This is a genomic window from Weissella tructae (assembly GCF_000732905.1).
In the GTDB taxonomy this organism is placed as follows: domain Bacteria; phylum Bacillota; class Bacilli; order Lactobacillales; family Lactobacillaceae; genus Weissella; species Weissella tructae.
In genome coordinates this window covers 998,990-1,017,998 of record NZ_CP007588.1, presented here as the reverse complement: position 1 = coordinate 1,017,998, position 19,009 = coordinate 998,990, and the positions used below count along the sequence as shown (strand labels likewise).

Sequence of the window (19,009 nt, the reverse complement as noted above, 5' to 3'; positions counted from 1 at the left end):
TTTTGTCTTTTATTTTGCAAGAAAGCGAAAAAACAATGTTTAAAACAATGGACTTTCCGAAGTAATGGTTCTAAAATGACCGTTAGTAAGTAAGCAACACATATTTTTTAGGAAGATTATAGGAGAGAACCATGTGGCGTTATCTTAAGCGTCTTGTCATTGGGAAACCATTGAAGACGCTCGATGAAGGATCGCAAAAATTAAGTCGCGGAAAAGCTTTGGCTTTGTTGTCATCTGATGCACTGTCATCTGTGGCATATGGAACCGAGCAAATCATTACTGCCTTGTTGATGGCAGGAACAGTTGCACTGTGGTGGCAATTACCAATTGCCGGATTAGTGTTGTTGTTGTTGGCGGCGATTACACTATCGTACCGACAAATCATTCATGCTTATCCAGGTGGTGGTGGTGCGTATCGTGTTACGGCCAAAAATTGGGGCCAAAAAGCAGGGTTAGTGGCCGGAGGATCATTACTTGTTGACTACACGTTGACGGTGGCCGTATCGGTTGCATCAGGAACCGAAGCCATTACATCAGCGCTACCAGGACTGCGTCCATACTCTGTGTTAATTGCCATTGGCTTGATTTTGCTATTGATGGCATTGAACCTGCGTGGTGTTCGTGAATCGGCTGGTTTCCTAACGATTCCAGTTTTCTTCTTTATCGCGATGGTCGTGTTAATGATTGGGATGGGGTTGTATAACATTGTGACCGGTCAAGTAACTTATAATGCGACAGCCGCAGTAGGAACAAGCTTTGGAAGTGCGTCGATTGTTTTGTTTATGCGTGCATTCTCAAGTGGTTCTTCTTCCTTGACCGGAGTGGAAGCCATTTCTAATGCGGTGCCTAATTTTAAAGAACCTAAAGCCAAGAATGCGGCTGCCACATTATCAATTATGGCGCTAATCTTAGCATTCTTTTTCGCGGGTATTACCTTCTTATCATATTGGTATGGAATTGTACCGCGTGAAGAAGTAACAGTCTTATCTCAAATTGGAATGGTTACCTTCGGCCATGGTGTCTTATTCTATCTATTCCAATTAGCGACTGCCTTGATTTTAGCAGTAGCCGCAAATACAGGTTTCTCTGCCTTTCCACAATTGGCCTACAATTTGGCGAAAGACAAGTACATGCCACATATTTACCTAGATAAGGGTGACCGTCTGAGCTATTCAAATGGAATCGTATCCCTTGCTTTAGGTGCGATAGCGCTAGTTTTGATTTTCCAAGGATCAACGGAACAATTAATTCCCTTATATGCCATTGGGGTTTTCGTTCCCTTTACTTTGTCTCAATCAGGGATGTTACGTCATTGGTTACGTGAGCGTGAAGGACATTGGCGCTTGAAGATGACTGTCAATTTTATTGGGGCGTTAATTTCTGGAATCTTAGTCATTTCATTGTTCTTATTACGCTTTGATGTTATCTGGCCTTACCTAGTTGTGATGCCAGTATTGATGGGAATCTTTTGGCGTATTCATCTCCACTATGTGAATGTGGCGGATGAATTACGTGTCATGGCTAAGGAACGTGTTGAACGTCATCGTTATTCAGGAAGCACAGTTGTTATTTTGGTGTCTAATTTGACTAAGGTGACAGTGGGTGCCGTGGATTATGCGAAATCAATTGGGGACCAAGTCATTGCGATGCACGTCTCCTTTGATTCTAATCCACAAAAAGAACGCGATTTAGGTGTGAAATTTAAAAAGGAATTTCCAGATGTTCGCTATGTTGATATCCATTCTTCATACCGTTCAATCACTGAACCAGCAGTTCGTTTTGTGGACGAAATTTCTAAGAATGCCAAAGAGCGAAATCACTCAGTGACCATTTTGATTCCAAGTTTTGTGCCCCGTCATGGTTGGCAAAATGCGTTGCACAATCAAAATAGTATGCGTCTGCATAATGCATTAGCGAGTCGCGATGTGGCCGTATCAATTTACTACTACCACTTGAAACACTAATCTAAAAGAGATAACGGCATTTTGATGCCATAAAAAGCCTCATACTATCTGTGTGGGGCTTTTGTCGTGTCTCGACCTTGTGTACAATAGATGTAATGAAAACATATGAGGAGGGCATAATGGCAACAGACTATAGTGAATTACGGCAAGAAGTTAGTCGATTACGTCAACGTGTCTTAACAGGTGAATTGTACAATTCATTAGGGGATGTCTTGGGACGTTGGCTAGACGAAATTGACCACACAATTGATCGCACACAAACAAGTCGTATTGTGGGGATGCGCCCGGACGACGAACATGAATTGACTGAATTGATGATTGCATTGCGCACAGAAGAAAAAAAGGACGTCACAGACGATGAATTGGAATTATTGGTAAAAGGCTTGCATGCGAAAGATTTTTTTATTCGCGATGCGGGTGCGTTGACACTTTTAACCGAATTAATTCAAGGTGGCGTACTCGGTTGGGACCAAGTGAAACGTGTGGCATTTTTAATTAGTCGCGATGATTATTTATTTGCCCACATTGATGAAGCACCAAATGATGCAGTATTTACCCGTGCTGCAGCGGTCAATTTATTGGCAGTTATTTTCTTTTGGGGACCACGCCAATATCAAAAGCATTTGCCAGTCTTACTACAGACGCAAATTATCGAACGTTTTGCTTTGTATATGGCATTAGAGCGTGATAATCGTGGCATGATTGCGGATAAAGGATTGGCCCAAACATATCTGCAAGTTGGTCAATTTTTAGATGCGACAGCTTTAAATGAGCAAGTCCAGCGAGCGGATAAAATTTTCTTATTGACCCTAATGGTCGAGGCGCTAAAACGTCAACCATATGCAATGGTCACTGGTGAAGATTGGCGTCTCGTGACGTATTGGATTAATTTACTGAATTTAGACCAAATTTACGTCGACTATGCGTTGAATTTATTGAAGCAGTGGCGTAAGAGCCTGGTATTACAGCGAGCAGCGCAAGACGAAGTGAGTTGGACACGTTTAAGTAATCAAAAACATTTTTTACAAGGCCTATTAGTTCGTGAAAAATTGCCTGAAGAAATCCGAGAATACCTAAATCAAGCGAAGAACATACTCGCTTAATGTGAAATTATGGTATACTTTAGTTTCCAGTAACACAAATTACACAGCTATAGAGGGAGTGTGCGAACATGACAGAAAAGTTGAATATTGCATTGTTCTTTGGTGGGAACTCATCAGAACACGACGTATCAAAGCGTTCAGCTTGGAATATTTATCAAGCAATGGATAAGGACAAGTACAATGTGACTGTCTTTTTGATTTCAAAGGCAGGAATCATTATGAACCCAGAAGACTCTTTGCGTGTCTTTGAAGGTGAAGATGAAGATCCAATCGTTGCAGCTGCAATGGAAAAGATGGATATGACAAACCCATTGGCACCAATTGCCAACTTGGGCGCAATGGATCAAATCGATCTATTCTACCCAGTTGTCCACGGTAACTTGGGTGAAGATGGAACATTGCAATCATTGTTCCGTCTATTGCAAAAGCCATTCATTGGTCCAGGAACTGCGGCGTCAGCCATGGCCTTTGACAAGGATTTGACAAAGCGTGTGTTGAACCAAGCTGGTATTCGTAACACAAAGTACGTGTTGCTTACAGACCAAACTAAGGATGACTACACATACGAAGAACTTGTTGAAAAGCTAGGAACAAGCACATTGTTTGTGAAGGCTGCTAAGCAAGGTTCATCTGTTGGTATTCACCGTGTTAAGAATGCAGAAGAATACGCTGCAGGATTGGCCGATGCCCTACAATACGACTACAAGGTACTTGTTGAAGCCGGATTGAAGTCACCACGTGAAGTGTTTATCTCAATCTTGGGTAATGAAAACCCACGTGCATCACGTATCGGAGGAATTATCCTACCTGATGCTGGTGAAGACGTTTGGTACGACTACAACAACAAGTTCGTGGACGCTTCAGGAATGACATTTGAATTGCCAGCAACTTTGGATGCTGACTTGGAAGCTGAAATTACTGAAATGGCCCTTGCAACTTACAAGGCGCTTGGTCTTGTTGGTTTGACACGTATGGACTTCATGGTTGATCAAGATGGTGTGCCATACTTGGGAGAACCAAACACATTGCCTGGATTTACAAACATTTCTTTGTATCCACAAATGTGGGAAGTTTCAGGAATCAGCTACTCAGCATTGATTGATGAAATCATTGCTTACGGATTGGCTGAATTCGAACGTAACGCTGAGTTGTCATACGACTTCGTTGCTCTTGGTGAAGAAAAGGTCGGAACTAAGAACATTAACGCTGAACGTGCCACTGATTAATTAACACGAAGAAGACGTTGCCCTAATGAGCAACGTCTTTTCTGTTTTCTCTGCGGGTTTCAGTTGGGCGTGTTTTAGCGTATAATAGTGAATAAGACTAAAGTTAAGTTAGGAAATAATATGACTGAGAAATTTACACCCACTTGGATGTTGGATGCGATTTATCACTTAACTCCTGAACAATTGCGTACGCAAGGGATTAAGGCGGTATTAACAGACTTAGATAACACATTAATTGCGTGGAATAATCCTGATGGAACGCCCGAACTACACCGTTGGTTAGCAGAAATGGCTGAAGCGGAAATTCCCGTTGTGATTGTGTCAAATAACAAGGCACCACGTGTTGCACGTGTGGCTGAGCCCCTATCATTACCATTTGTCTCTCGTGCATTTAAGCCACTTACACGTGGGTTAAAGGAAGCCATGACAGATTTGAACTTATCAGCAGATGAAGTTGTAATGGTCGGTGACCAATTACTAACAGATGTTTGGTCATCTAACAATGCTGGTATGCGTAGTATTTTGGTTAAGCCTATTTTGGAAACTGACCAATGGAATACAAAAATTAACCGATTTTTTGAAAAGGGTGTGAAGAAGCGTATGCTTGCAGCACATCCAGAGCTTATATGGAGGCAAGAACTTGATTAGTGATGCAGAACTACAAGAATACCTAGCAGACGAACTACGTTGTATCGGCTGTGGGGCATTAATTCAAACAACTGAATCAGAAGAATTGGGTTACACACCAATGTCAGCTTTGCGCAAAGGTTTCGAAAACGAAGAAATCTTGTGCCAACGTTGTTTCCGTTTGCGTCACTACAATGAAATTCAACCAGTTAGTTTGACAGATGACGATTTCCGTCGTTTGTTGGACCAAATTGGTAGCACAAATTCATTGGTCGTGTACGTAATGGACGTCTTTGACTTCTCAGGATCATTGATTCCTGGAATTCACCGTTTTGTTGGTAAGAACCCAATCTTGTTGGTTGGAAACAAAATTGACGTTTTGCCAAAGTCTTTGCGGCGTAGCAAGATTAAGGACTGGATGCGTCAACAAGCAAACATCGCTGGACTACGTCCAATTGATATTGCACTAACATCTGGCCGTACAGGTGATGATTTGCCGGCTTTGATGGACTTGATTGAAAAGTACCGTGAAGGTCGTGATGTATACGTGGTTGGGGTAACCAATGTTGGTAAGTCAACAATGATTAACCAAATCATCAAGGACGTTACTGGTGATCAAAACGATGTGATTACAACATCTCGTTTCCCAGGAACAACCCTTGACCGTATCGAAATTCCTTTGGATGACGATAGCGCGATTATCGACACACCTGGTATTATTCACCAAGATCAAATGGCACATTACTTGTCTCCAAAGGACTTGAAGTATGTCACACCACAAAAGGAACTAAAGCCACGTACTTACCAATTGAACCCTGAACAAACATTGTTTATGGGTGCACTAGCACGTTTTGATTACGTGCAAGGGGCAAAGGGTGGATTTACAGCTTACTTTGATAACAACTTGATGATTCACCGTACAAAGTTGGAGAAGGCAGAAGACTTCTACGCTAAGCACGCTGGTGAATTATTAGCACCACCTTCAGCTGAGCATTTGGCAGATTTGCCACCATTGCAACGCCATGAATTTAAAACAACACAAAAGACAGATATCGTCATCGACGGACTTGGTTGGATTACTGTACCAGCTAATGCAGTTGTTGCCGGTTGGGCCCCTAAGGGTGTATCTGTTTTGACTCGAAAGGCTATGATTTAATTATGATTGAACTACGCGGAAAGCAAAAGCGCTACCTACGTGCATCAGCACACGACATGACACCTCTATTCAGTATCGGAAAGCAAGGATTGACTGAAGCTTGGTTGGAACAAATTGAAGACGCAATCAACAAGCGCGAACTTTTCAAGGTTAACATCCAATCAAACTCAGACGTGACTGTTGACGAATTGAAGGCATTCATCGAAGAAAATGTTTACGACGTACAAGTTGTACAAACAATTGGACACACTTTAGTTCTATTTGGAGAATCAGCTGACAAGGACCGTCGTCACTACTCAACAAAGGTTCGCGCCATCTAATTGATTCAGAGGGGGGCACCATGGCAGTACAAGTAAAAACACAGACGACTGTGCAAACAGCACCGCGGAAGCGCGTAGGTATTTTAGGTGGGACATTTAATCCACCACATTTGGGTCATTTGATGATTGGGGAACAAGTTGTTCACCAATTACAATTGGATGAAGTACGCTTCATGCCCAATGCTTTACCACCGCATGTTGATACGAAAGTTGCGATTGATCCTCTCGAAAGAGCAGCGATGGTACAGGCAGCTGTCCATGATAATCACCTTTTCGCCTTGGAGATGTTAGAAATTCAACGTGGTGGAAAGAGTTACACATACGACAGTATTATTGCCTTGCGTGAACAAAATCCAGATACGGATTTTTATTTCATCATTGGTGGGGATGAGGTGGCATATTTGCCAACTTGGTACCGCATTGATGAATTGATTAACTTGGTGCACTTCGTTGGGGTTAACCGCCCTGGGGTTGTTAAAGAAGCACCTTATCCTGTGCAATGGGTCGATGTGCCTCAGTTAGAAATTAGTTCAACTGAGATTCGTCAACGTGTGGCAAAGCACAACAGTATTCGTTACATGGTACCGGATATGGTTGCGGCGTATATCTTCAAGAAAGGATTATATCTAGATGAAAACTCATGATTTAATGCCATACTTCGAAGGAAGCCGCGCGGATTTAATTGCGCAGGTTGAACCACAAATGTCAGCTAAACGTTTCGCGCATGTGTTACGTGTAGAAACAATGGCATTAGAATTGGCAAAGCAGTATGACATCGATGAAACATTAGCGTCGATTGCCGCACTGACGCATGATTATGCGAAAGAAAGACCAGATACGGACTTTCTAAATGTGATCGCTGAGCATCATTTAGATCCCGAGGTAAAGGCTTGGGGGAATAATGTTTGGCATGGTGTTGTTGGTGCCTATTTGGTTGCACAAGAATTGCACATTCATGATGCGCGTATCTTGACTGCAATTCAACAACATACTGTAGGTGGTGCCTATATGTCACCACTTAGCCAAATACTGTATATGGCCGATTATATTGAATCAGGCCGTACTTTTCCGGGAGTTGAAGAAGTACGCGCATTAGCGTTTACTGATTTAGCTGCTAGTGTGGGGTGGCAAACACAACACACGCTTAACTATTTAATTACACAGAAGTTGCCGGTTTATCCGGGAACTTTACAAACATACAATGTCTGGAGTACTAAACATGATTGATGCAAAACAACAATTAGAAGTTGCCGTAAAGGCTGTTGATGGAAAGCGCGCAGCTGACATCCTTGCCTTGGATTTGGGTGGAATTAGCTTTATCGCTGACACATACCTAATCGCAGATGCACCAACAGAACGTCAAGTATTGGCGATTGCTGATGAAGTTATCGATAAGATGGCTGAAGCTGGTGTGCCATTGACACGTCAAGAAGGACGTCAAGAAGGGCAATGGCTATTGCTAGACTTCGGTGACCTATTGGTTCACATCTTTAAGAGTGAAATTCGTGGCTTCTACAACCTTGAAAAGTTGTGGGGACAAGCACCAGAAATCAACATCTCTGAATGGTTGGTTGAGGAAGAATTCTAAGATGAATTATCAAACATTTGCCCGTCTATACGACAAACTATTTGATGAAACAGCTTACGAAGACTGGTTTGCTTATGCCAAGCAAGAAATCAAAGATCCACAAGCCCCATTGCTAGAATTAGCTGGTGGAGCTGGTCGATTAGCCATTATGTTGAAGCAAGCAGGTTTCTCTGACATCATGAATTTTGATTTGTCAGAAGAAATGCTAACGATTGCCTCTGAACATGCAGGCAAGGCCGAAGTTGATTTGCCACTTGTACAAGGAGACATGCGTGAATGGTCTGCTTTAGAACGTACATTTGGGACAATCACATGTTTCGCTGATTCATTTAACTATCTAGCAAATGAAGCTGAAACATTGGCAACTTTCCAACAAGTTGCACAACATTTGGATACCGATGGGCAATTTATCTTTGATGTCATCACACCAGAACAAACTGATGTGATTTATCCAGGATATATGTACAACTGGCATGATGAAGAAACGGCCTTTATGTGGTCATCATTTGGGGTTGAAGACGCTGAGCATACAGTGGAACATGAACTGACATTCTTTGTATATAACGAAGAAATTGATGGTTACCAACAAATCCAAGAGATTCATACAGAACGTACGTACCCACTGGAAACATATCTAAAGCTACTTGCAGAAGCTGGCTTTAAAGATGTGAAGGTTACAAGTGACTTTGGTCGTAGTGAAGACTTGGATCAAGCACCACGCTGGTTCTTTAGTGCAACAAAAGCGTAAACATGTGGAGGAGTGATTATGAAAGCAGTTGGCTTAATAACTGAATATAATCCCTTCCATAATGGGCATGCTTATCATGCGCAACAAGCTCGGCAGGTGACGAATGCGGATGTTGTGGTAACGGTTATGAGTGGGAACTACGTCCAACGTGGTGAACCGGCAATTTTCAATAAATGGCGTCGGACAGAACTTGCGTTAGCTGGTGGTGTCGACTTAGTTTATGAATTGCCATTTGCCTTTGCCGTACAACCAGCGCATATATTTGCTGAAGGGGCATTGACCATTTTGTATGATTTAGGTGTTCGTGAGATTGTCTTTGGCGCTGAACATGCAGAGCTAGATTTCATGGCCTTAGCAAAAGTAGCCCACAAGCAACTGGTTGATCATGCCGATTTTAAGCAAGATTACCGTCAAACGTATGCCACGCAATTTAATGATGTGTTGGAAACGATTATTGGTTTTCGTTTAGAAAATCCGAATGACTTACTAGGCTTTGCGTATGCAAATGCGGCCATTGCACTAGGTTGGGCGGATGAGATGGTATTGACGCCTATTCAACGGGTAAAAGCGGGTTATCATGATGCAAGCTTACCAGGCGGGCATATTGCGAGTGCAACTGCCTTGCGATCAGCAAGTGAAGATGTATCAGCGTATGTTTCACCACAAGCGGCGGACTGGTTATCTGAAGGACCCGAGACGTACGCTTGGTCAGATAAGTGGTTTGATTTGTTGAAGTATAAAGTTTTGACGACACCTGTGGAACAATTGGAATTGATTTACCAATTGAACGATGGGTTGGCATATCGTTTAAAGCGTTTGATTGAAACGAATCCAATGGTGACATGGGATGATTTTCAAGCGACCTTTAAAAGTAAACGTTACACACAAGCACGTTTACAACGAACATTGCTTTATACCTTATTACAAATTACAACAGAAGAAATGAAACAAGCACGCCCCTATCTAAGACTCTTAGGTAGTAATGGTAAAGGGCGTCAGTATGTGAAACAGCAACGTGAATCGATTACGTTACCAACGTTAAATCGTGTTGGTAAAGATGATTTAACAGATTTACTACAGTTGGACTTCCGAGCTGGCCAACTTTATCAGTATTGTGCACAACAAATAGCCTACCAATCATTTTCACAAGATGTACGTAGGCAACCAATTTTTTATGAGGAGACCGAATCATGAAATGGCGTTTTTCTGATTTACAAAATTACACAGATGAAGTAAAAAACTTCACTGAAACTCTTGATGTGAAAGAGCGTTTGATGGCAGATTTTGGTGACGTTATTAAAGATGTGACCCCTGTAGAATTGAACGGTTTCATTCAAGCTGACCGAGATGATGTTATTGTACATGCCAACGTGAACGTAACGGTGACAACACCATCAACACGTTCATTGGAATTAGTTGATGTACCTTTGACATTTGATATTGACGAAGTTTACATTCAAGATACAACACACATGGATCGTTACGAAGAAGAACAATCAGTTATGGTTGTTGATAAGGAAATTGATTTCCAAGAAGCGGTTATTGAGTACATTGTTGTAAACATTCCTTTGCAAGTGCTAACTGAAGAAGAAGCACAAGGACAAGAAATGCCAGCCGGTAATAACTGGGCAGTATTGTCTGAAAAAGACTACGAAAATCAAGCTGATGATGCTGAAAGTAACACACCATTAGCAGGATTAGCAGACTTGTTCGCAGCAACAGACGACAAGTAATCTTAAACGCTGATTGGATAATCCCAATGAGCGTTTTTTCAATCACACAGTTATTTTGCGTACGTGAATGGAGGAATGCAAGATGGTAGCAAAAGCTAAAACGACACCGATGATGGAGCAATATAATAAGATTAAGGCACAATACCCAGATGCTTTCTTATTTTATCGCCTAGGTGATTTTTACGAATTATTCAATGACGATGCCGTCTTGGGTTCACAACTTCTAGAGTTGACATTGACGCAACGTAATAAAAAATCAGATAACCCAATTCCGATGGCAGGGGTACCGCATCATGCGGCGCCAAACTATATTGATATCTTAGTTGATAAGGGATATAAAGTAGCCATTGTTGAACAGTTAGAAGACGCAGCAGAAGCAGAAGGTATGGTAAAACGTGATGTCGTGCAATTAGTCACGCCTGGAACGCGTATGAAGGATACCGCTGATAATGCGAAGGACAACAATTATTTGGTCAGTGTGACGATGAATGCACAAAACCAATATGGATTGGCGTATACAGATTTGGCTACTGGTGAACTGAAGGCTACTACAGTTGTTTCAGTAACGAATGTCTTGAATGAATTAAGTCGTCTAGAAACCAAGGAAGTCGTAACCGACATTACATTGCCAGATGACTTTCAAGCGAATTTAACTAACTTAGGTATTTTGACATCACATCAAGAAAAAGCTGATGCAAACGCTGAGATTTCATACTTAACACAAGGCCTAACAGTTGAGGTTGAAAAATCAGCCACTGAAATTTTGTTGGCATATTTATTTGCGACGCAAAAGCGAGCATTAGATCATTTGAAAGTTGCGACAAGCTATGAGCTTGCGCAGTATTTAAAATTAGACCGTAATTCACGTGCCAATCTAGAATTGACGACGAATCTACGTACAGGTCAACGTAACGGGACGCTATATTGGTTGTTGGATGAAACGAAAACAGCCATGGGTGGTCGACTATTGAAGCAATGGTTAGAACAACCTGTGCTGGATAAAAATACGTTGACGCTACGTTACGATAAAATTGGTGGTTTTGTGGCCGATTTCTTTAATCGTGCCCAGATTCAAGATGGTTTGAAGCAAGTCTATGACTTGGAACGTTTAGCAGGACGTGTGGCATATGGAACGGCCAATGGGCGTGATTTATTGCAACTGCGTAATTCATTACGACAAGTACCGCTATTGTTAGACAGTCTAAACACAATGGATACGGCTATTTTTGGGACTGTTGTGCAACAATTAGACCCAGTTACTGACTTAGAAACCTTGATTAGTGAAGCCATTATGGAAGAACCACCCATTGGTTTGAAAGACGGTGGTGTGATTCGTGATGGCCACAATACACAATTAGACGGTTACCGTGATGTCTTGCAAAATGGTAAGCAATGGTTGGCTGATCTTGAAGCTCGTGAGCGTGAAGCAACAGGGATTAACTCATTAAAGATTGGGTACAATAAAGTCTTTGGTTACTATATTGAAGTGACAAAGGCGAATGTTGGCAAGTTAGAAGCAGACCGTTACAACCGTAAGCAAACATTGGTTAACGCAGAACGTTTTATTACGCCTGAACTAAAGGAACATGAACAATTGATTCTAGAGGCCGAAGCCAAGTCTAGTGAATTGGAATATCAATTATTTAGTGAAGTGCGTGAAACAATCAAAACAAACATTAAGCGACTACAGAAGTTGGCGGGTGCGTTAGCGGAATTAGACGTTTTGCAAGCTTTGGCTGATGTCGCTGAACGTTATGATTTTGTCCGTCCAACGTTGGCTGATAAGCAAATGATTGCGATTAAAAACGGACGTCATCCTGTGGTGGAAAAGGTTTTGGGACACCAAAGTTATGTTGCGAATGACATTACGATGCGTGAAGACGAAACCATTCAATTGATTACAGGACCTAACATGTCTGGTAAATCAACGTACATGCGTCAATTGGCATTGACAGTTGTGATGGCTCAAATTGGGTCATTTGTTCCGGCTGATAGTGCAACGTTACCCATTTTTGATCAAATCTTTACACGCATTGGTGCGGCCGACGATTTGATTTCAGGTAATTCAACTTTCATGGTGGAAATGGCTGAAGCAAACACGGCCTTACAATATGCAACGCCACAATCATTGATTTTGTTTGATGAACTGGGTCGTGGAACTGCAACGTATGATGGAATGGCGCTGGCACAAGCGATTATTGAGCACGTACATGCGCATACGAAGGCAAAAACATTGTTCTCAACCCACTATCATGAATTAACAAGTTTGGATACAGAATTACCGCATCTGAAGAATATTCATGTGGGGGCGACAGAAGAAAATGGACAATTGATTTTCTCTCATAAAATTTTGGCTGGACCCGCTGATCAAAGTTATGGAATTAATGTTGCCAAATTGGCAGGCTTACCAGATACATTGATTACGCGTGCAAGTGACATTTTAGCGACCTTAGAAGCCGACGAAAAAGTCATGACGCCAATATTATCTGAAGGTGTGGTTGATCTACCAATCGTTGCAGCGGTTGAAACAGACGTTGCCGAGATGCAACAAGCTGCGGATGTGGCACCAGTTGAAACTGATGCGCAACTTGATTTGTTTGCGATGCCAGATACTGAGGTACAAGGTGTCGTTGATGAAGTTAAGGCGATTAATTTGGCAGATTTAACGCCATTACAAGCCTTAATCAAGCTAAATGAATGGCAAGCCAAATTAAAATAATGACTGAACGAAAATGAAGGAGGGAATACCATGGGGAAGATTGCAACCTTGTCAGATGTTTTGGCAAATCAGATTGCTGCGGGAGAAGTTATTGAACGACCTGCATCTGTTGTAAAGGAATTAGTTGAAAACGCCATTGATGCAAAGGCGACACGCATTGACGTGTTGGTTGAAGCGGCCGGGACAGATTTAATCCGTGTGATTGATGATGGTCAAGGAATTGCAGATGATGATGTTGAAACAGCGTTTTTACGACATGCGACGTCTAAAATTACGACACGTCATGATCTTTTCCGTGTGCATTCTTTAGGATTCCGTGGAGAAGCATTGCCGTCAATTGCCTCTGTTAGTGAAGTGACTTTAGTAACTGCGCAAGCTGATAGTGAGCACGGTTCACAAGTACGTTATAAAGGTGGGATTTTAGAAGAACATACGAGTGCTAGTGGACGTCAAGGAACAGATATTACAGTCAAGAATTTGTTCTTTAACACGCCCGCCCGCCTAAAGTATTTGAAGAGTCCGTCAACAGAATTGGCGCAAATTACCGATGTCTTACATCACATTGCCTTAAGTCATCCAGAAGTCTCATTACGTTTACGACATGGTGATAAAGAGATTATGCGTACGGTTGGGAATGGCAATTTACAGCAAGTGATTGCGTCTATTTACGGCACACAACAAGCGCGTAAGATGGTTGATTTTGAGGCAGAAGACTTAGATTTCAAAATTACGGGTTATACATCATTACCAGAATTAACACGTGCAAATCGTTCATATATGGCGGTCTTGATTAACGGTCGTTATGTGAAGAATTACCAATTAACCAATGCCATCATTAAAGGATATGGTTCTAAATTGATGGTAGGTCGATTCCCAATTGCGGTTATTGATATTCAAATGGATCCGCTATTGGTCGATGTGAATGTGCATCCACAGAAACATGAAGTGCGTCTTTCAAAAGAAACAGAACTTGTAAATTTGGTAAGAGAAGCAATTGCAGAACGTTTGAGTCGTGAAAATTTGATTCCAGATGGTCTGGATAATTTAATGAATCAAACTGTCCTAGGTGCTGATTTAACCTTACGAGAAGCAACGCCTAAGGTTAGCGCGACAACAGCAGACGATATGCCTAGTGTTACAGTTGAAGAAGTAGTGGAAACGACTGCGGATGTGATGCCAGAAGTGGTAGCTGAAAGTGTGACACCGGATGAAGATGTTGTTGCGGTAACGATTACTGATGAACAAGATTTAGATAAAGTTGCCTCATTTGCGGATACCTACGCAACGCATGAAGCTAGTCCGTTTGCTGGTCATGATTCTCAGGTAGTTGGTATTGCGGCTCAAGAAGAATTGTGGGCGGTTGATAAGGCAGAAGACAAAGACGCATTCCCAGAATTAAGTTACATTGGACAAATGCATGGGACTTTCTTGTTTGCACAAGGTGAAGCCGGTCTATATATGATTGACCAGCATGCGGCCCAAGAACGTATTAAGTATGAACAATTCCGAACTGAAATCGGTAAAATCGGCTTGGAAAAGCAACAATTATTGGTACCAATCGTCTTATCGTTTTCAGCGGTGGATGCCTTAAAGTTACAAGGACATTTGGCTGAATTAGATTCACTTGGGTTAACGTTAGAAGAATTTGGGGTTAATACCTTTGTCTTACGTGAACATCCAGGTTGGTTCCCCAAGGGGCATGAAGAGGCGACGATTCGTGAAATGCTAGATTGGTATTTACGTGATGAACATTTGACCTTAGAAAAGTTCCGTGAGAAAACAGCAATTATGATGGCATGTAAGCGATCAATCAAAGCGAACTGGTCATTAAATGATTTTGAAGCACGTGGATTATTAGTACAATTAGCCGAAACGCAAAATCCATATAATTGTCCGCACGGACGACCAACTGTTGTGACATTGTCTATGACAGATATGGAGAAAATGTTTAAGCGCATTCAAGACAGCCACACCAGCTGGACGGAATATGATGAGCACCCATTCTAAACGGGGTTAGAGAGGAGCGCTGTCTATGAAGGCACGAGTTATGTTTGCCACAATTACGGGGAATAATGAAGCTGTGGCTGATATTATTGTGGCGCAATTACGCGCTGCAAATATCGAAACAATTAAAGAGGATATTTCATTGGTCGATGCGTTAAGCATTAATCCAGCAGAAACTGACTTTTTAGTTGTTGTACCGTATACATTTGATTTGGGGACTTTACCTGAAGAAGCCTTAGATTTTTATGAAGACCTAGTCGGTTTGGACTTTAGCGGATTAACATATGCCGTTGCAGGGTCAGGGGATGATTTCTATGGCGATGATTTTTGTACTGCGGTTGACGAATTTGACAAACAATTAGCGCAAACACAGGCACAACGTGGTGCTGAGAACGTCAAAGTCAATTTGAATCCAGATGCAACAGATGCTGTGCATCTGGCAGAAATGGTGCAGGCATTAATCGCGACAAAAGCGTAATGGCATTGCGCTTTCTTTTTACGATTTCATTTGTTATAATAATGACATTAGAAAACGTTGATGAAGACATGTTTTAATTAAGCCGCTATGTCCAGAAAGCTCTAGTTGTTGTGAATGAGCCATATGCTAATTAAGATACTCCTTCTAAGTGAACTGGCAAACCAGTTTCGTACGCTCGCGTTAAGGGCACTTAAGGTCCACGATTAGTGGATGAATTCGGGTGGTACCACGTGAGTAAGCGTCCCGTCACATTTTGTGACGGGGCGCTTTTTATTTTCTAATTCAAAAATTGATTAATATTTTAAGGAGATTATCATGGCAGAAATGGTTAAAATGACGTTCCCTGATGGAGCGGTCAAAGAATTTGAATCAGGCGTAACACCTCTAACAATCGCCGAAGGTATTTCTAAGTCATTGGCTAAGAAGTCAGTTTCAGCGAAGTTGAACGGACGTTACGTTGGAATGAACGATGCGATTACTGAGGATGGTGAATTCTCATTGATTACAAAGTCAGATGCAGAAGCACTAGATATTTTGCGTCACTCAGCCTCTCACTTGTTGGCCCAAGCAATTAACCGTCTTTACCCAGACGTACATTTCGGAGTGGGACCATTTATCGACAATGGTTTCTACTACGACACAGATAAGGCTGATGGACAAATCGCTGCGGAACAATTCCCTGAAATCGAAAAGATGATGAAGAAGATTGTTGCAGAAAACTTGCCAATCGTTTCACGCGTGATTACTCGTGATGAAGCATTGGAAATGTTTAAGGATGATCCATACAAGATTGAATTGATTCAAGACTTGCCTGAAGACGAAGCAATCTCTATTGCTGTTCAAGGAGAACACGTTGAATTGGACCGTGGTGGTTTGGTACCATCAACGAGCTGGATCAAGGTCTTCAAGTTGACATCTGTTGCGGGTGCTTACTGGCGTGGACAATCTTCAAACCCAATGTTGCAACGTATTTACGGAACTGCATTCTGGACACAAGCTGATTTGGATGAAGAAATGAAGCGTCGTGAAGAAGCTAAGGAACGTGACCACCGTAAGATTGGTGCCGATCAAGACCTATTCTTTACATCACAAGAAGTTGGGGCAGGAATGCCTGTTTGGATGCCAAATGGGGCTGCTATTCGTCGTACACTAGAACGTTACATCGTTGATCGTGAATTGGCTGACGGATACCAACACGTTTACACACCAGTTGTTTCAAACTTGAACTTGTACAAGCAATCAGGACACTGGGATCACTACCGTGATGACATGTTCCCACCAATGGACATGGGAGATGGAGAATTCTTGGAATTGCGTCCAATGAACTGTCCTTCACACATCCAAGTCTACAAGCACAAGCCACGTTCATATCGTGAATTGCCATTCCGTGTTGCAGAACTTGGAATGATGCACCGTTACGAAAAGTCAGGTGCTTTGACTGGATTGTCACGTGTACGTGAAATGACATTGAATGACGGACACACATTTGTGATGCCTGACCAAATTGAAGACGAATTCAAGAAGATTTTGACTTTGATGGTTGATGTCTACAAGGACTTCGATATCACTGACTACCGTTTCCGTTTGTCATACCGTGACCCTGAAAATACTGAAAAGTACTACGATGACGATGAAATGTGGTCAAAGGCACAACGTATGCTTAAGACAGCCATGGATGACATGGAATTGGATTACTTCGAAGCCGAAGGAGAAGCTGCGTTCTACGGTCCTAAGTTGGACGTGCAAATTAAGACAGCTTTGGGTGGAGAAGAAACACTTTCAACTATCCAACTAGACTTCTTGTTACCAGAACGTTTCGATGTTAACTATGTCGGAGCTGATGGTGAAAAGCACCGTCCTGTTATGATTCACCGTGGAATCATCTCAACAATGGAACGTTTCACTGCGTACCTAACTGAAATGTACAAGGGAGCCTTCCCAACATGGTTGGCACCACAACAAGTACGTATTATTCCAGTTAACCGTGAAGCTCACGGTGCATACGCTGAAGCTTTGAAGGAACGTTTGGTCTTGCAAGGTATTCGTGCCGCGTATGACGATCGTAACGAAAAGATGGGTTACTTGATTCGTGATGCACAAACATCAAAGATTCCATACACATTGGTTATCGGTGATGAAGAAGTGAAGAATGACTCAGTGACAATCCGTCGTTTCGGATCAAAGGACATGGTTGCGGAAAATGTTGATACATTTGAAGCAAACTTGTTGGCTGACATTGCAAGTCACTCACAAACATTAGAAAAGATTGAAAAGGCAATGATCGGGGAATAATCCTGATATAGCGCGATTCATGAATGAAAAAAGCAAGTAATCGTTGTGACGATTGCTTGCTTTTTAATATGCATTCATCTACCGATAGAATAATTTATATTTAGGTCTTGAAATGGGCTAGTCCAATCGTTTATAATTGGTATATACCAAAAAACGCGGAGGCGAATATTATGCAAATTATTGAAGTTAAAGACCAAGCACAAGGTGGACAAGTTGGGTTCGGCATTTTCAAGGATGCTTTGGAAAACAACGCACAAGTTTTCGGACTAGCAACTGGGTCAACACCTATTAGCATTTACGATGCAATCACTGCATCAGATTTGGACTTTTCAGACAAGGTTTCAATTAACTTGGATGAATATGTTGGATTGTCAGGAGATAACGACCAAAGCTACCGTTTCTTCATGAACCAACACTTGTTTAACAAGAAGCCTTTCCGCGAAAGCTACGTACCAAATGGTTTGGCCGAAGATGCTGCTGTAGAAGTTAAGCGTTACGAAGATATTATCGATAACCAACCAATCGACCTACAATTGTTGGGATTGGGAGCAAACGGACACATCGGTTTCAACGAACCTGGAACACCATTTGACGAATTGACACACGAAGTTGGTTTGACTGAATCAACAATCGAAGCTAACGCACGTTTCTTCGACGACATCAATGATGTACCACGCGATGCTTACTCAATGGGTATCGGAAGCATCATGAAGGGTAAGAAGATCTTGTTGGTTGCTTACGGTGAAGCTAAGGCTGATGCTGTTGCCGCAATGATCGAAGGACCAATGACTGAAGACATGCCAGCAAGTGCTTTGCAAGCACACAAGGATGTTACAGTTATCGTTGACGCTGCATCTTCATCTAAGTTGAAGAACCGCGACAACATTGTAATGGCCTAAGCTATTCAATCTAAAACAGTTTTAAGTTAGGTGACTAACTTAAGGCTGTTTTTTTGTTATCAGGATATTATAGGACTCGCAGTTGGAAAAATGTTTTGAAAGGTGTAGATATGCTATAATAGCGGGTATAGCTATGATGCATGGCACCATGG

The 19,009-nt window shown here is 42.0% G+C and carries 17 protein-coding genes; all 17 read left to right on the top strand.

Annotation, left to right across the window (positions count from 1 at the left end):
• Window positions 1-131 precede the first annotated feature (131 nt).
• Entirely contained in the window at window positions 132-1,964 is a 1,833-nt protein-coding gene (locus tag WS08_RS04950) for an APC family permease (RefSeq protein ID WP_009496107.1), read from the top strand.
• A gap of 119 nt (window positions 1,965-2,083) precedes the next feature.
• On the top strand, window positions 2,084-3,067 hold the full coding sequence (locus WS08_RS04945) for a DUF2785 domain-containing protein (protein WP_009496106.1): 984 nt from the start codon (window positions 2,084-2,086) through the stop codon (window positions 3,065-3,067).
• Between the two features lie 68 nt (window positions 3,068-3,135).
• Entirely contained in the window at window positions 3,136-4,293 is a 1,158-nt protein-coding gene (locus tag WS08_RS04940) for a D-alanine--D-alanine ligase family protein (RefSeq protein ID WP_009496105.1), read from the top strand.
• A gap of 120 nt (window positions 4,294-4,413) precedes the next feature.
• The gene (locus tag WS08_RS04935; RefSeq protein WP_009496104.1) at window positions 4,414-4,941 is read left to right on the top strand and encodes a YqeG family HAD IIIA-type phosphatase; all 528 of its coding nucleotides are present in this window, start codon (window positions 4,414-4,416) and stop codon (window positions 4,939-4,941) included.
• Entirely contained in the window at window positions 4,934-6,076 is a 1,143-nt protein-coding gene (yqeH, locus tag WS08_RS04930) for a ribosome biogenesis GTPase YqeH (protein ID WP_009496103.1), read from the top strand. Before WS08_RS04935 ends, yqeH begins: the two co-directional genes overlap by 8 nt.
• A 2-nt stretch (window positions 6,077-6,078) precedes the next feature.
• Window positions 6,079-6,396, top strand: a complete 318-nt coding sequence (locus tag WS08_RS04925; RefSeq protein ID WP_009496102.1) for a YhbY family RNA-binding protein — start codon at window positions 6,079-6,081, stop codon at window positions 6,394-6,396.
• A 20-nt stretch (window positions 6,397-6,416) separates the two neighbouring features.
• A complete protein-coding gene (locus WS08_RS04920) occupies window positions 6,417-7,040 on the top strand; it encodes a nicotinate-nucleotide adenylyltransferase (protein ID WP_009496101.1) in 624 nt (207 codons plus the stop codon).
• On the top strand, window positions 7,027-7,623 hold the full coding sequence (gene yqeK / locus WS08_RS04915; RefSeq protein WP_009496100.1) for a bis(5'-nucleosyl)-tetraphosphatase (symmetrical) YqeK: 597 nt from the start codon (window positions 7,027-7,029) through the stop codon (window positions 7,621-7,623). The genes WS08_RS04920 and yqeK overlap by 14 nt, the downstream gene beginning before the upstream one ends.
• The gene (gene rsfS / locus WS08_RS04910) at window positions 7,616-7,984 is read left to right on the top strand and encodes a ribosome silencing factor (RefSeq protein WP_009496099.1); all 369 of its coding nucleotides are present in this window, start codon (window positions 7,616-7,618) and stop codon (window positions 7,982-7,984) included. The genes yqeK and rsfS overlap by 8 nt, the downstream gene beginning before the upstream one ends.
• A 1-nt stretch (window position 7,985) precedes the next feature.
• A complete protein-coding gene (locus WS08_RS04905) occupies window positions 7,986-8,732 on the top strand; it encodes a class I SAM-dependent DNA methyltransferase (protein WP_009496098.1) in 747 nt (248 codons plus the stop codon).
• Window positions 8,733-8,750: 18 nt separating this feature from the next.
• On the top strand, window positions 8,751-9,926 hold the full coding sequence (locus WS08_RS04900) for a nucleotidyltransferase (protein ID WP_009496097.1): 1,176 nt from the start codon (window positions 8,751-8,753) through the stop codon (window positions 9,924-9,926).
• Window positions 9,923-10,465 (top strand): YceD family protein, encoded by a 543-nt coding sequence (locus WS08_RS04895; protein ID WP_009496096.1) that lies wholly within the window; start codon window positions 9,923-9,925, stop codon window positions 10,463-10,465. Before WS08_RS04900 ends, WS08_RS04895 begins: the two co-directional genes overlap by 4 nt.
• Before the next feature lie 82 nt (window positions 10,466-10,547).
• The gene (mutS, locus tag WS08_RS04890) at window positions 10,548-13,184 is read left to right on the top strand and encodes a DNA mismatch repair protein MutS (RefSeq protein ID WP_009496095.1); all 2,637 of its coding nucleotides are present in this window, start codon (window positions 10,548-10,550) and stop codon (window positions 13,182-13,184) included.
• A 30-nt stretch (window positions 13,185-13,214) separates the two neighbouring features.
• Window positions 13,215-15,191: a DNA mismatch repair endonuclease MutL gene (gene mutL, locus WS08_RS04885; RefSeq protein WP_009496094.1), complete on the top strand. Its 1,977-nt coding sequence runs from the start codon at window positions 13,215-13,217 to the stop codon at window positions 15,189-15,191.
• A gap of 25 nt (window positions 15,192-15,216) precedes the next feature.
• Window positions 15,217-15,666, top strand: a complete 450-nt coding sequence (locus WS08_RS04880; RefSeq protein ID WP_009496093.1) for a flavodoxin domain-containing protein — start codon at window positions 15,217-15,219, stop codon at window positions 15,664-15,666.
• 315 nt (window positions 15,667-15,981) lie between these two features.
• Window positions 15,982-17,958, top strand: a complete 1,977-nt coding sequence (gene thrS / locus WS08_RS04875; protein WP_009496092.1) for a threonine--tRNA ligase — start codon at window positions 15,982-15,984, stop codon at window positions 17,956-17,958.
• Between the two features lie 170 nt (window positions 17,959-18,128).
• The gene (locus WS08_RS04870; protein WP_009496091.1) at window positions 18,129-18,857 is read left to right on the top strand and encodes a glucosamine-6-phosphate deaminase; all 729 of its coding nucleotides are present in this window, start codon (window positions 18,129-18,131) and stop codon (window positions 18,855-18,857) included.
• Window positions 18,858-19,009 lie beyond the last annotated feature (152 nt).

Excerpts from the sequence above, each read along its gene's own strand:
- WS08_RS04950 (WP_009496107.1), top strand. The coding sequence starts at position 132 with ATGTGGCGTTATCTTAAGCGTCTTGTCATTGGGAAACCATTGAAGACG.
- WS08_RS04945 (WP_009496106.1), top strand. The coding sequence starts at position 2,084 with ATGGCAACAGACTATAGTGAATTACGGCAAGAAGTTAGTCGATTACGT.
- WS08_RS04940 (WP_009496105.1), top strand. The coding sequence starts at position 3,136 with ATGACAGAAAAGTTGAATATTGCATTGTTCTTTGGTGGGAACTCATCA.
- WS08_RS04935 (WP_009496104.1), top strand. The coding sequence starts at position 4,414 with ATGACTGAGAAATTTACACCCACTTGGATGTTGGATGCGATTTATCAC.
- WS08_RS04925 (WP_009496102.1), top strand. The coding sequence starts at position 6,079 with ATGATTGAACTACGCGGAAAGCAAAAGCGCTACCTACGTGCATCAGCA.
- WS08_RS04920 (WP_009496101.1), top strand. The coding sequence starts at position 6,417 with ATGGCAGTACAAGTAAAAACACAGACGACTGTGCAAACAGCACCGCGG.
- yqeK (WP_009496100.1), top strand. The coding sequence starts at position 7,027 with ATGAAAACTCATGATTTAATGCCATACTTCGAAGGAAGCCGCGCGGAT.
- rsfS (WP_009496099.1), top strand. The coding sequence starts at position 7,616 with ATGATTGATGCAAAACAACAATTAGAAGTTGCCGTAAAGGCTGTTGAT.
- WS08_RS04905 (WP_009496098.1), top strand. The coding sequence starts at position 7,986 with ATGAATTATCAAACATTTGCCCGTCTATACGACAAACTATTTGATGAA.
- WS08_RS04900 (WP_009496097.1), top strand. The coding sequence starts at position 8,751 with ATGAAAGCAGTTGGCTTAATAACTGAATATAATCCCTTCCATAATGGG.
- WS08_RS04895 (WP_009496096.1), top strand. The coding sequence starts at position 9,923 with ATGAAATGGCGTTTTTCTGATTTACAAAATTACACAGATGAAGTAAAA.
- mutS (WP_009496095.1), top strand. The coding sequence starts at position 10,548 with ATGGTAGCAAAAGCTAAAACGACACCGATGATGGAGCAATATAATAAG.
- mutL (WP_009496094.1), top strand. The coding sequence starts at position 13,215 with ATGGGGAAGATTGCAACCTTGTCAGATGTTTTGGCAAATCAGATTGCT.
- WS08_RS04880 (WP_009496093.1), top strand. The coding sequence starts at position 15,217 with ATGAAGGCACGAGTTATGTTTGCCACAATTACGGGGAATAATGAAGCT.
- thrS (WP_009496092.1), top strand. The coding sequence starts at position 15,982 with ATGGCAGAAATGGTTAAAATGACGTTCCCTGATGGAGCGGTCAAAGAA.
- WS08_RS04870 (WP_009496091.1), top strand. The coding sequence starts at position 18,129 with ATGCAAATTATTGAAGTTAAAGACCAAGCACAAGGTGGACAAGTTGGG.